The organism is Rhizobium sp. Leaf321 (assembly GCF_001423215.1).
GTDB lineage: Bacteria > Pseudomonadota > Alphaproteobacteria > Rhizobiales > Rhizobiaceae > Neorhizobium > Neorhizobium soli.
The window spans coordinates 977883-992309 of sequence record NZ_LMOF01000008.1; the positions used below are offsets into that span (position 1 = coordinate 977883).

Annotated in this window: 11 protein-coding genes and 1 pseudogene; 3 read left to right on the forward strand and 9 right to left on the reverse strand. The window is 58.9% G+C overall.

The features are described from left to right. Positions 1-11: 11 nt before the first annotated feature. A complete protein-coding gene (locus ASF70_RS21865; protein WP_062582734.1) occupies positions 12-1421 on the reverse strand; it encodes a circularly permuted type 2 ATP-grasp protein in 1410 nt (469 codons plus the stop codon). 370 nt (positions 1422-1791) lie between these two features. Here ASF70_RS21865 and ASF70_RS21870 point away from each other — a divergent pair, with 370 nt between their 5' ends. Beyond that, positions 1792-2673, forward strand: coding sequence for a DMT family transporter (locus tag ASF70_RS21870; protein WP_062582736.1), 882 nt, complete (start codon positions 1792-1794; stop codon positions 2671-2673). 392 nt (positions 2674-3065) lie between these two features. On the opposite strand, the gene ASF70_RS21880 is transcribed toward ASF70_RS21870, so the two are convergent. Next, positions 3066-3506 (reverse strand): hypothetical protein, encoded by a 441-nt coding sequence (locus ASF70_RS21880; protein WP_062582740.1) that lies wholly within the window; start codon positions 3504-3506, stop codon positions 3066-3068. A 261-nt stretch (positions 3507-3767) separates the two neighbouring features. On the opposite strand from ASF70_RS21880, the gene ASF70_RS21885 reads away from it, so the two are divergent. Continuing rightward, a complete protein-coding gene (locus ASF70_RS21885; RefSeq protein ID WP_062582741.1) occupies positions 3768-4235 on the forward strand; it encodes a hypothetical protein in 468 nt (155 codons plus the stop codon). Between the two features lie 224 nt (positions 4236-4459). Here ASF70_RS21885 and ASF70_RS21890 read toward each other — a convergent pair whose 3' ends face one another. The 6 genes and pseudogenes from ASF70_RS21890 to ASF70_RS21915 form a co-directional block, all read right to left on the reverse strand. Beyond that, the gene (locus ASF70_RS21890; protein WP_062582744.1) at positions 4460-4990 is read right to left on the reverse strand and encodes a hypothetical protein; all 531 of its coding nucleotides are present in this window, start codon (positions 4988-4990) and stop codon (positions 4460-4462) included. A gap of 184 nt (positions 4991-5174) precedes the next feature. Beyond that, positions 5175-5660: a hypothetical protein gene (locus tag ASF70_RS21895; RefSeq protein WP_062582746.1), complete on the reverse strand. Its 486-nt coding sequence runs from the start codon at positions 5658-5660 to the stop codon at positions 5175-5177. A gap of 113 nt (positions 5661-5773) precedes the next feature. Beyond that, entirely contained in the window at positions 5774-6244 is a 471-nt protein-coding gene (locus tag ASF70_RS21900) for a hypothetical protein (protein ID WP_062582747.1), read from the reverse strand. A 566-nt stretch (positions 6245-6810) separates the two neighbouring features. After that, a pseudogene (locus ASF70_RS21905) lies at positions 6811-8297 on the reverse strand (DEAD/DEAH box helicase); the annotation flags it as partial. 427 nt (positions 8298-8724) lie between these two features. Beyond that, entirely contained in the window at positions 8725-9078 is a 354-nt protein-coding gene (locus tag ASF70_RS21910) for a hypothetical protein (protein ID WP_062455439.1), read from the reverse strand. 276 nt (positions 9079-9354) lie between these two features. Beyond that, positions 9355-9696, reverse strand: coding sequence for a hypothetical protein (locus ASF70_RS21915; RefSeq protein ID WP_062455440.1), 342 nt, complete (start codon positions 9694-9696; stop codon positions 9355-9357). A 237-nt stretch (positions 9697-9933) separates the two neighbouring features. Between ASF70_RS21915 and ASF70_RS21920 the strand changes: the two genes are divergently transcribed. Further along, positions 9934-13644: a response regulator gene (locus ASF70_RS21920; RefSeq protein WP_062582750.1), complete on the forward strand. Its 3711-nt coding sequence runs from the start codon at positions 9934-9936 to the stop codon at positions 13642-13644. 12 nt (positions 13645-13656) lie between these two features. Here ASF70_RS21920 and mnmD read toward each other — a convergent pair whose 3' ends face one another. Further along, a complete protein-coding gene (gene mnmD / locus ASF70_RS21925; protein WP_062582753.1) occupies positions 13657-14397 on the reverse strand; it encodes a tRNA (5-methylaminomethyl-2-thiouridine)(34)-methyltransferase MnmD in 741 nt (246 codons plus the stop codon). Positions 14398-14427: the final 30 nt, after the last annotated feature.

Below are 14427 nucleotides of genomic sequence, written 5' to 3' on the forward strand. Positions count from 1 at the left end.
GTTTTACGCCCTCAATCTTCCAGTACCCATGTGTCCTTGGTGCCGCCGCCCTGGCTGGAATTGACCACCAGTGAACCCTGTTTCAGGGCCACGCGTGTCAATCCGCCGGGAATGATCTTCACCTTGTCGGACACGAGGACATAAGGGCGCAGATCGACGTGGCGGGGGGCAACCCCCTTGTTGACGAAGATCGGCACGGTGGACAAAGCCAGCGTCGGCTGGGCGATGTAGTTGGTTGGTCGCGCCTTCAGCTTGGCGGCAAACTCGGCGCGCTCGGCCTTCGTCGCGGTCGGGCCAACCAGCATGCCATACCCGCCCGATCCATGCACTTCCTTGACCACGAGTTCCTCGAGATGCTCGAGCACGTATTTGAGGCTGTCGGCTTCCGAGCAGCGCCAGGTCGGCACGTTTTCCAGAAGCGCCTTGCGGCCGGTATAGAACTCGACGATCTCAGGCATGTAGGAATAGATCGCCTTGTCGTCGCAGATGCCGGTGCCCGGCGCGTTGGCGATGGTGATGTTGCCGGAGCGGTAGACATCCATGATGCCGGGAACGCCAAGCGCCGAATCCGGCCGGAATGTCAGCGGATCGAGGTAGTCGTCATCGACGCGGCGGTAGAGCACGTCGATCGCCTCGTAGCCGCGCGTGGTGCGCATCTTCACCTTGCCATCGATGACGCGAAGGTCGGATCCCTCAACCAGCTCGACGCCCATCTGGTCGGCCAGGAACGAGTGCTCGTAATAGGCGGAATTGTAGATGCCGGGTGTCAGTACCGCGACACGCGGCCGTCCCTTGCAGCCGGGCGGGGCGAGCGAGGCCAGCGACTGGCGCAGCTGGCGCGGATAATCCTCGACGCGCTGCACCTTGTTCAGGGTAAACAGCTCGGGGAACATCTGCATCATCGTTTCGCGGTTCTCCAGCATGTAGGAGACGCCGGACGGGGTGCGGGCGTTGTCTTCCAGCACGTAGAACTGGTCCTCGCCGGTGCGCACGATATCGGTGCCGACAATGTGCGTATAGACGCCGCCCGGCGGCTTGAAGCCGATCATTTCGGGCAGGAAGGCCACGTTCTTCTCGATCAGCTCGCGCGGAATGCGGCCGGCCTTGATGATTTCCTGCTTGTGGTAGATGTCGTCGAGAAAGGCATTGAGCGCCACGACGCGCTGCTCGATGCCTTGCGCGAGCTTGCGCCATTCGCGGGCGGCAATGATGCGGGGAATGATGTCGAAGGGGATGAGTTTTTCGGAACTGTCGGCATGACCATAGACCGCGAAGGTGATGCCGGTCTTGCGGAAGATGTTTTCGGCATCCTGCGTCTTGCGGATCAGATGCGCCGTATCCTGGCTGGCATACCAATCGTGGTAGGTCTTATAGGGCAGACGCGGCTGGTCGTCCGCGGTTAACATTTCATCAAATGCCAAAGGTATGTTCCCCATTTTTGGTCATAAGAATACAACGGCATTGGCAATGCAAGAACCATGCTCAGTTGCGTATGACAAATATACGACCCGTCCTGATGCGGTGAGATAGGGCCTGAACGACGATCAAAAAGGGCAACTGCCGATGGAATTAGCGACGGCTCATCTTCGGTCGTAGAAAGACCGCTCGTCAAAGCAGCAACTGCCTCATCGCTGATCACACCGGAGACCGGATCGCGGTCGCACACCGTCAGATGCGCTGATGGGAACGGTGAGTATTTCTACTTTGACCGCGTCGCCGCCACAGCCTAATCAGACGCCGGATCATTTCCCGTCCACCGGCCTTGTCAAAGCCACTCTCCGGAACATTCCGATGCTCGACCGTCTGGCTCCGGCCGTTTTTGTTTTCCTGTGGTCGACCGGGTGGATCGTCGCCAAATATGCGTCCGCCCATGCGGACCCCGTCACCTTTCTGGCCGCCCGGCATGCACTGGCGGCCGTCGTCTTCCTTTGTCTCGGGCTTGCTCTGCGGGTCACGTGGCCAAAGACCGGACGCGAGATCGGCCATGCGGTGCTTTCAGGCATTTTTCTGCACGGGCTTTATCTCGCCGGCGTCTGGTATGCGATCGGGCAGGGCGTGCCCTCGGGGTTGTCGGGCATCATTGCCGGGCTGCAGCCGCTGATGACGGCGGCGGTCGCACCGTTCCTGCTTAGCGAAACGCTTTCCCGCCGGCAGAAGCTCGGCCTCGCGCTCGGCTTTGCCGGTATCTTCATCGCCATCTCGCCGCAGCTTTTTAGAAGCCTGTCGGCCGGCATGACCGGGCTTGGCCTGCCGCTTCTCCTTAATCTCATGGCGATGGGGTCGGTCACCTACGGCACGATCTACCAGAAGCGCTACCTGCAGCAGGGCAACCTCGTCGCCATCGGCACGCTGCAATATGTCGGAGCGTTCATCGTGACGCTGCCGGTCGCCTATCTGATCGAGCCCATGCGCTTCGACTGGACCACCCAGGCACTCGCCGCCATGGCCTGGTCCGTCATCGGCATCTCGCTCGGTGCCGTCGCACTGCTTCTCTACCTCATCCGCCGCGGACAGGTTTCACGCGCAGCCTCGCTGATCTATCTCGTGCCGCCCGTCGTTGCCGTCGAAGCAGCAATCCTCTTTGGCGAACCCCTGACCCTCCCCATGGTCACCGGCACCGCGATCGTGGTTCTCGGCGTGTATCTGGTGAACCGCAAGGCGAAGGCGGGGTGAGGGCCATTTGAGGCTGAACCTCTCTCGCTCCGACCTCCTCTGCGTCAACATGGCGGATGTTGTACGCAGCCGTTCTCATGTACTGCTCCGCCACGCCCGTTAATGCACTCAAAAGCCTGGATATCACCGACATGTGGGATTGGTTCCCGATCGTCTTCTTCCCGCTCAAGATCATCGTGCTCGGCACAGGCATGTTCTTCGCCATCAAGTGGCATCGGGATCAGGATAAGAAGAAGTAGGGGGATATGCGGGGGTGGGGGATGAAGCTGGCTTCCGTGCAAGCGGCCTGATTGCTGGCACGTGGGCAATGAGCCTGGGGCAGTTTTGGGCCGATAGTGTTGAAAAATGGCAGACCTTCAGGCCACTTTGTAGATAGCGTGAGTCGCTTGCAGTTATCTCAATGAAAGCGCCATGCCGGAAATCTTCGGTCTAGCGCCCCAGTCATGCTCATCAGCCATTGAAGCAAAACTGCCATAACCAAGCTCGTCGCCGTAGTTCCAGAAGCACAGAATGGGACCATCGTCACTCATCAAAGCCACACCCACCGTGACGTTGTTCTCATCGATGATCTGATCCACTGCTTGGATGTCCGAGGTAAGGAACGGAATGGTGAGACGGTCAGATAGATCGTGGACCTCGATCCTTCCGCATTCCGCCATGTCTACGGGGTCACGGAGAGGCTGATCATCCGTTGCAATGCTCTGGCCGTCGCTCGCACATCGAAACCTAATTGTAGTATCGTCTGAAAACTTGATGCAAACGGAGATAGGATGGGTCCAATCCAAATCCTCCTCAAAGCCAAGCAATTCCGCACTGATCGCCCTTATCTTCATCCCGATATCATACTTGCAAACGCATGTTTTGCAACTTGCAGACGGGCGAGTTGCCCACCTTCTGGGAGTAGCGATAGCCGACCTCGGCAGCTTTGCGCCAATTGCGGTCATTGCTTCGAAAGTCTAACGTCGGCATATGAGCGCCCGACAACAACGCCCGAATATGGATGCGTCTTTGCGGATCATGCGTTCTACGAAGCCTATTGGCCAACCAGGGATTAGTCGGGTGTTTGAGCAAAGAACTCTCGCGCAGCATTTTGAATGATCATCATGCTTTCAAGAATTAATCTGCTGCTGTGCGTTTTTACCATAGCACTGTCGGGAGCATTAGCTCTGTGGCAGCCTTGGGAAACCGCCGACCTGCTGTTCTGGCCAACCTCCGCCCATCGACGTATCGATGACATGGCTGCCATCCTCAGAACGACGAAGGGTCCGGCTCGATGGTGTGTTCCTTCGACGAACGCTGCAAATCTGGCGGTACATTCCCGAGAAGGTCAAGCAGAATTCAGCGCCTGCGTTTCCCATATCGAGCCAGCCAGCGATTTCTACGAGACCCCCAAAGATTACATTCAGCGGTTCTACCGCGCCAAACGCGGCTCCTTAATCTGCGAAGTCAACCTGTCGACGGTGTGGAACGACGATAGGATCGTAGGCTCCGATTGCTACTACGGCTTGTTCCGGGAAAAGGACGATACTGGTGTCGGCATGACTAACGACAAATTCGGCTGATCGTCACTCTACTTATGCTTAGGAAGCCGACGAACGCTGGACCTGTTGAGAACAAAGAGCTTTAGAAATGTTTGGACGGACGCCGACTTTGCCGAACTCGGGCGCCACCAATCTTGTCAACGCTGCAGCAACTAGGACGAGGAAGTAGTTCGTCAAGCGAGAGCGATGCGTGGCTGTTAGGTCAGCTTAGGGCCGAAAGCAGGCGTTGATGCAACGGCCTCGCTTCAAATTTGTTCTGGATGATCTGCGGCGAATTCCCGTATGAAACGTTCCGGATCACGGACATATCGCGCCGCGTTTGAACGCATGACTGCCCGAATGAGTGAAGTCCCATTAGGTCGGACAATTGCGCCGTCTCGCGTTACCAACACGCATGCTGTATCCTGCGCAAGTGAGCAAATTTGCGCCACAAGCGGCATAGAAAGGTTGGCAACGTCCAAACGAAACTGCACCCCTTCAATACCGGGCTCACCAAGGAAGACTTGCACATCGTTTGTCTTCTCATCACCCCATATACGCAAGCTCGGGCTCCACGATGACTTTTCAGGCAGTATGGAACCCATTCGTTCGAACAGAAGCTGTATTGTTGCGGCTGAAAAGTGCGGCTCGATAGCATTAAGCTGCGCTTGCGTCATTCGTACGGCAACCGCCCCATTAATAATTACAGCCGACGACGGCATTAGATCAAACGCGAATTGCCAAATTGCCATCTCAAAATCATTATTCACTGCTCTGGTTTTTGCAACTTCTATCATGACCGCTTTGGGCCGAAAGGCGACCTTGGCAGCTTTGCTCCGTGATGAGACCGTTTTGTTGCAGCAGCTAGGAGGGTGCGTAACAATTTTAATTCCGACCGGCGACTCTGTCGATGCAATAGTTCGAGGACTAAGCCATCGAAAATGCTAAATACTGATGCTCACCCATGTCTAAAATTATTGCTTACTTTATTCGTATGCGAAGAAATCCTTCAAGCAATGCCCAAGCAAACGCAGCTGCTAAAAACATGATGATTCCAACATTGCCTTGCGCGAAACCACCAGGGGAGACAACCGCCTTAAAGCTTTGACCTACGATAAATATTATTGGGAAAATTACAATTGCCCATCTTATTTCTTTATTCCTGATGACAGGATCGTTTTTATCTGAAAACGGGGTGTAAGTATAACGTGCGTGCCTTATTCGAAGAGTGACAACAGCTGCTATACTCGCCAATCCACTAAGGTATATGATATTCGTGTACTGCTTGAAAAACGATAATACCATTATCGCTTCTACCAAAACAATAGTGTAAGTGATCGTGTCTTTAACACCAGGTATAAGCATGGTTTCTTGTTCCATTAGCAGTGGTAGATCGCGGCGATGATGCGGTCTGATCAGAAACTTTGTCTCCGGTTTGCGACCCATCGTGCTTGTTTGTAGCGGCATTTGCCTTGCTTGCAGCTTGGGTCTTCTCCATACTCGATGGAGAAAGGAAGGAATGCATAAATTTCAGCAACCCCAATGACTGCTTGTGGCCGTCACCGCACCAGCCGACCACATCAATCCGGGACGCCGTTTGGAAACAACGTCCGCACGTCGGAAGAGCGGTACGTTTTGGAGCCGCAGTCATCGGCAAAGGCAAGATATTCCGCAAAGAAGTTGGCTCGTAGCCGCAAGAATTCGCGTGTGTTTTTTGTCAAATCGTTCTGTTCGGCAACCGATTTCTCGATCTCGTCCAGTTGCATGTCCAAACTGTCTTTCGGAGCACTCTTTTGACGCTGCTTGTTGACGACACCGTGTGATTCTTCGACAGCTAGCGCCAAGCGCTTGATGCTCAGCTGGAGCCGCTCCTTTTCGACAGCAGCATATCTGATGATGCAGGCTCGCAGCTCTTCCGGGGCGAGAATCGCTGACCGACCGTCGGCAAACTCAGCAGGAACGCCAAACGGAAGCAAATCTCTCGAAATCGAAAAACGGTCCGAGCTCATGTCCGTTGAAAACAGTGCGAAAATCAAAAGCGGGCCAAGCAAGATTTCACCCCGATTGTCTAGGCGGCAGTCATTTGCGGGATACTATTGTACATGAAATCCATTTGAAAGACGCCGTTGCGTCATATCTGCTGGATGAGGTTGAAGTCGATCGGCACCTAAATGCATCCTTCGCTTCGTGGCAGGAAGCTGGGAAGAGACGGCTCGCGCCACCCCCAATACCAATACCCCACAAACAAAACGGCCAGGATTTCTCCCAGCCGTCTGAACTCTCTCAACCGTGTCTCGCGTTAAGCGCGTGTGGTGCGCTTGCGGCCCTGATGGCCGGCGGTGCGCTGGTCGATGGGGGCCTGGCCGCGGTTGTCGTTGCCGAAGCGGACCGGGCCGCGACCGTCGCCCTTGGGGGCTGCGGCCGGCGTGTGCCGGTTTGGCTTGGCTTCGCCGGATGCGGCGGCCGCATTGCCCTGATGGGCCTTGCGCTGGCTGCCGGCTTCATGCGCGCCGTGGCTTGCATGGTCGCGGTTGCCGGAACCGGCTGGCTTGGCTGAGCCACGGTTGTCAGGACGACCGCCAGTCTTTGCGCCCGGGTTGCCGAACTGCTTCTTGACCGGACGGAAATCCGAAGTCGAGGACAGATCGTTGTCGGGCGCTACGCTTGCCGCTGCCGGCCGTGCAGCCTGTGAACGGGGAGCCTGGCTTCTTGGCGCTTCTGCACCGTCACCAGCGAAGAACGGCTTGCGGGCCGGACGTTCGCGGCGCGGGCCACGGGCTTCGCCGGCAGCACCGGCACCGCGGCCTTCGCCGCCGCCATTGCCGCGTGGCTGGCCGCCACGGCCGCCCTTGTTGCCGCCGCGGGCATTGGCGCCGCCACCCTTGTTGCCGCCGTTGGCGCGAACCGGACGGTTCATCGTCTCAGGGCGCTCGCCGGTCAGCGTCTTGATCTCGATGTTCATCAACTTTTCGATGTCGCGCAGCAGCATCGTTTCGTCCGGTGCACAAAAAGCGATCGCGATGCCTTCGCGGCCGGCACGGGCCGTGCGGCCGATGCGGTGAATATAGGCTTCCGCGACATCAGGCAGATCGTAGTTGTAGACGTGGCTGACGGCCGGGATATCGATGCCGCGGGCCGCGACGTCGGTCGCGATCAGCGTCTTGATCTCGCCATCACGGAAACCCTTGAGTGCCCGTTCGCGCTGGCCCTGGCTTTTGTTGCCGTGGATCGAGGCGACCGAGAAACCGATGTTTTCAAAGTGCTTCATCAGCTTTTCAGCGGTGTGCTTGGTGCGCATGAAGACGATCGAGCGGCCATCCGGGTTGTCCATCAGCGACTTGCGAAGAAGGTCGGTCTTGTCACCCTTGCCGGCAACGAAGTGGACGAACTGGTCCACCTTGTCGGCAGCCTTGCCTGCAGGCGTCACTTCCACCTTGACCGGGTCGGTCAGGAAGTCGGCGGCCAGATCGGCGATCGCCTTCGGCATGGTGGCCGAAAACAGCATGGTCTGGCGCTTCTTCGGTACCATTTTGGAGATCTTGCGCAGGTCATGCACAAAGCCGAGGTCGAGCATCTGGTCGGCTTCGTCGAGCACGAGGAAGCGAACCGTCGTCAGACCGATCGCACGGCGCGAGATCAGGTCGAGCAGGCGGCCAGGGGTGGCGACCAGGATGTCGGTGCCCTTTTCCAGCTGCAGCTGCTGCTTGTTGATCGAGACACCGCCGACGACGAGATTGATCTTGAGCGGGCGGCCCTTGATGAAGGTCTTCAGGTTGGCGGCGATCTGGTTGACCAGTTCGCGGGTCGGCGCGAGGATCAGCGCGCGGGTGGTGCGGTTGTCGGGGCGGGTCGCGTCGGCCATCAGGCGCTCGATCAGCGGCAGGCCGAAAGCTGCGGTCTTGCCGGTGCCGGTCTGCGCAAGGCCGATCAGGTCGCGGCCTTCGAGGAGAAGCGGAATTGCCTGGGCCTGGATCGGCGTCGGGGTTTCAAAACCAAGCTCGGTGAGCGTGGCGACGATCTGCTTGGACACGCCAAGAGATTCAAAATTCGTCAAGTCGAATACCTTTCGGGGCGCCAAAAGCGGACGCTCCGAAATGGCACCATGCCATCCGGGCTGCTTGTGGCGTCAAGAACCCCGCGTGATTTGGGAACTTGTGTGTTGGAAATTACTTTCCAGCGCTTGAACCCTCATCCCGAGGGCGATCTATCTGTGCGCCTTGTTCCTTCTTCGCGCTGTCAGTATGGACGCGGGGCAGCTCACGCGGCTGCCGGAAGGTGAAAGCTGGCATGCATTTGGTTGATTTGCCGCCGAAAGTCAAGGTTCTTCTGCAAAACGACGCAGGCTGTCCGCTAGCTGCGACCCGGTAGGCACTCACGTCACAGGGGATTTTCTCGAGTCGTCAGCCCTCCGAGCGGCGGCCACACGAACGGCGATCCCCAAGGCAATGGTCGCGCAGAGTGGCGGCCCAAAACGAAAAACGGCGGTGCATCGCACCGCCGTATCGCAAATCTTGATGGACGCCTGGACGCTTTAGTAGCAGACCCGTGCGCGGTAGGCTTCGCCATACTCGTTTTCCACCCATTCATGGTGGCAACGCGGTGGTGGTGGCGGTGCGGCATAATAGGCGCGACGGTAGACGACCGGCGGCGGTGGTGGCGGAGCATATTCGTATTGCGGCTCCACATAGACCGGACGCTGCGATCCTGACACGATCGCGCCGCCGATCAGGCCGCCGGCAATCCCTGCCGCGGCACCCAGCAGCACATCGTCGCCGTGGTGACGGTAGTGATCGCGGGCCTGCGCTGCCGGTGCCGTCGCAGCAAGTGCGCCGGCGACTGAGAGAGCCGCAATGCCAGCAGTAATGGTCTTTTTCATGATCGACATGCCTGGTTCCTTTCCCCGTGGTGTTTCGAGGTACGATCAGAGCGTCGCTCTCAATCACGGCGGATTGATGGAAGTTTTATCGCCGTAGTCTGAACGCCTATTCAGACTCCACCATGGAAAAATTGCTTTTCGAAAGGTGTCGGCAACCCAGGGTCTGCCCGGAGATTGAATTGCGGCGAAAACCCGGCAATTTGCGGGAGGAATTGTGGCTCGAGCTGTCTGGCGGTTTTGGCGGGCAAGAAAAAGCGCCGGGTCTGAACCCGGCGCCGGAGATGATCAGCAGTTGTTCGTCGTGGTGCCGGAACCGTCGGTCGAACCGCTGGTTGCCGAAGGTGCGCCACCGACACCCGTCGTGTCGCAGCCGCCTTTGCTCGTGCCGTTTCCGGTCGTCATGCTCTTGGAATCCGTGCTGCCCGTGGTCGTCCCATCGTTGGCGCTATTGGACGGCGTTTTGGACGGTGTGTTGGACGGCGTCTGGCCGGTTGTGCCGCTGCTCGTTCCGGATGCAGCGCCTGCGCCAGATGCGCCGGAACCTGCGGATCCACCGGATGCACCTTGAGCGAATGCCGATGTTGCAAGGCCAAGCGTCAGCGTGGCAATCGTCACAAGTTTCATCATCGAAAATTTCCTTTGTTCGCTTCACGTCAGGGTTAACCGGCGTCGGCGTCCAAGGTTGCCTGATGCTGCCGATTTAGTGTCATTGCGTTGATCCTCGATGCGTGAAACGCCCCCGGCCGCACTCCATTCGAACTTGCGAAAACGCAAATATTAAACAACCCTGTGTTCCGGGCAACGTGTTGTTAATACTCGCTATGGTGTTATCGGGTCGGTTTCCGAAAAATGGTGGGATCCCGCATGCGCGGGAGTGAGCGGGGCAGGGTGCACACGAAGAGCGAACGCCTGGAAAGCAAGTTTCTGGAGCGGGCCTGCGCCCGCATCGTGGATCTCCCCGAACCCGCCTATATCAAGAACTGCCGGCTCGCATATGTCGCCGTCAACCCCGCCTATGCGGCCATGGTCGGCGCTCGCCCGGAGGAGCTCGTCGGCCAGACAAGCCGCAGCCTCGGCAGCGATGGCGAAAAGGACGAGCGCAAGGAAAAGGAATGCCGCGCCCTGGTGTTCGGTGCCGAAGAAAAGGCGTTGGCGTTCAACGCCGACGGGATTTTCTCCCATGAGATCCATATCGAACGGTTTTTGACGGAGGACGATCATTCCTACGTCTTCGGCCATTTCCTGCCGGTCGGCGCTGCATCGCGCCCAACGGGTAATGGCGTCCCCGCGCCGCTCGAGACGGCAGCGAAGCCGTTTTCGCTGTTTGAGAACGGTCTTCTCGACGACGCGATCGACATGCTCGAAATGGGCATCGGCATCTACGACCGCGACAATGTGCTCGTTTACTGCAATTCGCAGCTTGTCGACCATTTCGATGCCTGCGGCATCGTCATCAAGCCGGGCATAGCGCTGGAGGACATCATCCACCGCGCCTATGATCAGCGGGAACGTGCGGCAAGCGGCAATGCGTCCTTAACGCTTGCGCCGCGCGAGAAGTGGGTGGAACAGCGTCTCCGTGCCTTCCTCGTTCCCTATCACGAGCGGATCGACAAGCTGCCGGATGGTCGCTGGATGCGCAGTCTCAACAAGCGGCTGGAAAATGGCCTGCTGATCGCCATCCGCCACGACGTCACCGACTTCAAGGACCAGGAGATGCTGCTGCGCAGCCAGGTGGCGGAAACCGGGCTTTTCCGCGCCATCCTGGAAGACCTGCCGGCCCCCGTGTTCGTTCGCAACGAAAAGCACGAGCTGACCTATGCCAACCACGCCTACGAGCAAATGCTGGGCAGCGAACGGGAAAACTATCTCGGCAAGACGGAAGCCCAGATGTTTCCCTGGGCGGCGGAGCGGTTCTGGGACGAAAACGCCCGCGTGCTGGACGGCGAGGCGATCGACAAGTCGGAGGATATGACCTTCCCGGACGGTTCGGTCATTCCGGTTCTTACACGCCTGCGCTCGATCGAGGTTGACGACGGCAGCCGCTATCTGGTCTGCTCGCGCACGGACGTGTCGCTGATCAAGGAAGCGCAGCAAAAGGCGGAAAAGGTCAGCCAGGATCTGCAGACGATCCTGTCGGCCCAGCCGGTCGGCATCGGTATTCTCGATGCGGATCTGGTTTTCGAATACGCCAACCCCGCCTTCTATACATCCTGGGATACGGACAAGCGCTTCGATCTGGCCGGCCGTTCCTACCGGGATTTCATGAAGGTCAATTACGACAACGGTATCTATGCCGGCTCGGACCTGGATTTCGATGCGATCTACAATGCCCGCATCGCCGCACTGACAGCCAGCAACGATCATCCGCCGATCGAGATCCGCACGCATGGCGGCCATTACCTGCTGATTTCGGGCACGCAGCTGACCGATGGCAAGATCCTCATCAGCCATACCGATATCACCGCGATGCGCCAACGCGATGCGGACATCCGGCAAGCGCAGGAAGCGCTGCAGAAACACGGCGCGCTGATGCGCGACGCAACCAGCGCAATGTCTCAAGGGCTGCTCATCCTGCATGACGGCGCGATTATCTTTTCAAACGATGCGCTTGCCGCCATGCTGGAGATGCCGGCCGACATGCTGTCGATCGGCAAAAGCTGGCGCAACGTCTTTGGCTACTGCGCAAAACGCGGCGATCTTGGCGATGCGCGCACCTCGACCGCGGCGTTGCGCGAATGGGAAGCAAGCGTTGCCTCTGGAGAGCCGGTATTTACCTCGTTCCGCGTCGAGGACCGCCGCTGGATCCAGCTCGAGGCCCGTCCGACCGGGGACGACCACTGGCTTGCGGTCTTCACGGACGTCACCGAGAGCAAGGAACGCGAGGCGGACCTGACGCGCCTGCTCAACCGGGCGGAAGCGGCCGACCGGGCGAAGTCGGAATTCCTCGCCAACATGAGCCACGAGATCCGCACGCCGATGAACGGCGTGCTCGGCATGGCCGAACTGCTCGCCAAGTCCAGCCTCGATACCCGCCAGAAAACCTTCGTCGACATCATCGTCAAATCCGGCAATGCGCTTTTGACGATCATCAACGACATTCTCGATTTTTCCAAGATCGATGCCGGCCAGATGAAGCTGCGCAAGGCGCCGTTCGATCCTGTCGAGGCAATCGAGGACGTGGCGACGCTTCTGTCGTCGGCCGCTGCCGACAAGGATATCGAACTGATCGTCCGGGGCGAGGTTTCGGTGCGCGAAACGGTCCTCGGCGATGCCGGCCGTTTCCGCCAGATCGTTACCAATCTGGTCGGCAATGCCGTCAAATTTACCGAAAAGGGCCATGTCTTCATCGACTTGAAGTCGCGGCCGATCGATGGTGACCAGCTGATGCTGTCGATCCGCATCGAGGATACCGGCCTTGGCATTCCCGAAGAAAAGCTTCGGTCGGTGTTTGAAAAGTTCAGCCAGGTGGATACGTCGTCCACCCGCCGTCATGAAGGCACCGGGCTTGGCCTTGCAATCACGTCCGGTCTGGTCGAGCTGTTCGGCGGTTCCGTCGAGGTCGAGAGCGAGCTTGGCCGCGGTTCGGTCTTTACCGTCAACCTGCCGTTTGCCGTGGTTGCCGAACGCAAGATGGAAGTGACGCTGCCGGTCAGCACCAGCGGTGCCCGGGTGCTCGTGATCGACGACAACGCTGTGAACCGCCGCATCCTCACCGAGCAGCTGAGCATGTGGGGCTTCGAGACCGTTGCCGCTGAAAACGGGGCGGAGGGTCTTGCTTTCCTGCACGAAGCAACCAGGCTCGGCATCGTCATCGATGTGGTCGTGCTGGATTATCACATGCCGGAGATGAACGGGTTCGACTGCGCCAAGGCGATCCGGCGCGACAGGCGCTTCGATTTCACCGGCATCGTCTTCCTGACGTCGATGGACATGGCAAACGACGAGACGATGTTTGCCGAGCTCAATGTTCAGGCGCATCTGATGAAGCCCGCCCGCGCAGCCCTTTTGCGCAGCACGATCATCGACGTCGTCCGCGTCATCCGCACCCGGCGCCGCGCATCCGGGCAGGCGGTGCCGCTCATTGCGTCGTTTACTCCAGCCGTCGACACAGCTGGCTCAAAGCCTGCAGAACCGGTGGCGCAGGAAAACACCGTCGCTCCTGTGATCAAACCAACGCTCGATGTTCTCGTCGCTGAGGACAACGAGGTCAACCAGATCGTCTTTACCCAGATCCTGCAGATGACCGGCTGGCTGTTCCAGATCGTCAAGAACGGGGCGGAAGCGGTCGAGGCCTGGCAGAAGTATGATCCGGCGGTGATCATCATGGACGTGTCGATGCCGGTGATGAACGGTCACCAGGCAACCCGCAAGATCCGCGAACTCGAAAACGCGACCGGCACGCATGTCCCGATCATCGGCGTCACCGCCCATGCGCTCGAAAGCGACCGCGAACTCTGCTTCCAGGTCGGCATGGACGATTATTTGTCGAAACCGATCAGTCCCGAAGCGCTTGAGAACAAGATCCGCCACTGGCTGGACGGCGCCGTCGTCGTTTCGGCGCTGGATGGCAACTGAGGTCTTAGAGCCTCAGTCCTTGCGTCCGCGCAGCATCTCGCGCTTGCCCGCAAAGCCGGGCTGGCGCTCCACGGTGAAACCCGCGGCCGCCAGATTGCGGCGGACGAAGCCTGCCGCCGCATAGGTTCCGAACGTGCCGCCCGGGCGGGTGCGGTCGAAAAGTGCCTGCATCAGCTCCGGCGACCACATGTCGGGATTCCGCGACGGCGCGAAGCCATCGAGGAACCAGGCATCGAAGTCAGCCTCTTCAGCCGTGACGCCGTCGAGCGCTGCGTCGCAGACAACCGTGAGCGTCGTCTGGTCATCGAGGTCGATGGTGATCCGGCCGCTCGGCTCATCCGGCCATGCTTGCGTCAGTGCCTGCCGCTGCGGATCGATTTCCGGCCACCGCGCCAGTGCCCGCCCGATCTCGTCGCGTTGCATCGGATAGAGTTCGAACGATGTGAAATGCAGCCGTGTGCCGGGTTTGCGGAAAAGCGCCCACTGGCGCCAGGTCTCGCAGGCGTTGAGGCCGGTGCCGAAACCGAGTTCGCCGATCCGGAACGTGTCTTCGGTCGGTGACATGTCGTTCCAGCGCTCAGGCATTCCGTTTCCGGCCAGAAACACATGGCCGCATTCCAGGCGGCCATCGGTGCGACAATAAAAGTGGTCGCCAAATTCGGTCGAATACGGCATATCGCCGTCATGCCAGTCGAGCGCCGGGGCTTCAGGCGTGGCGTCGTCTTTTACAATTTCGGGATCGTGATTGCTCATGGAAGATGCGGATAATCCTCGAGGTCCCCG

Coding starts and splice junctions, on each gene's coding strand:
- ASF70_RS21870 (WP_062582736.1), top strand. CDS start 1,792: ATGCTCGACCGTCTGGCTCCGGCCGTTTTTGTTTTCCTGTGGTCGACC.
- ASF70_RS21880 (WP_062582740.1), bottom strand. CDS start 3,506: ATGAAGATAAGGGCGATCAGTGCGGAATTGCTTGGCTTTGAGGAGGAT.
- ASF70_RS21885 (WP_062582741.1), top strand. CDS start 3,768: ATGATCATCATGCTTTCAAGAATTAATCTGCTGCTGTGCGTTTTTACC.
- ASF70_RS21890 (WP_062582744.1), bottom strand. CDS start 4,990: ATGATAGAAGTTGCAAAAACCAGAGCAGTGAATAATGATTTTGAGATG.
- ASF70_RS21895 (WP_062582746.1), bottom strand. CDS start 5,660: ATGCCGCTACAAACAAGCACGATGGGTCGCAAACCGGAGACAAAGTTT.
- ASF70_RS21910 (WP_062455439.1), bottom strand. CDS start 9,078: ATGTCGATCATGAAAAAGACCATTACTGCTGGCATTGCGGCTCTCTCA.
- ASF70_RS21915 (WP_062455440.1), bottom strand. CDS start 9,696: ATGATGAAACTTGTGACGATTGCCACGCTGACGCTTGGCCTTGCAACA.
- ASF70_RS21920 (WP_062582750.1), top strand. CDS start 9,934: ATGCGCGGGAGTGAGCGGGGCAGGGTGCACACGAAGAGCGAACGCCTG.
- mnmD (WP_062582753.1), bottom strand. CDS start 14,397: ATGAGCAATCACGATCCCGAAATTGTAAAAGACGACGCCACGCCTGAA.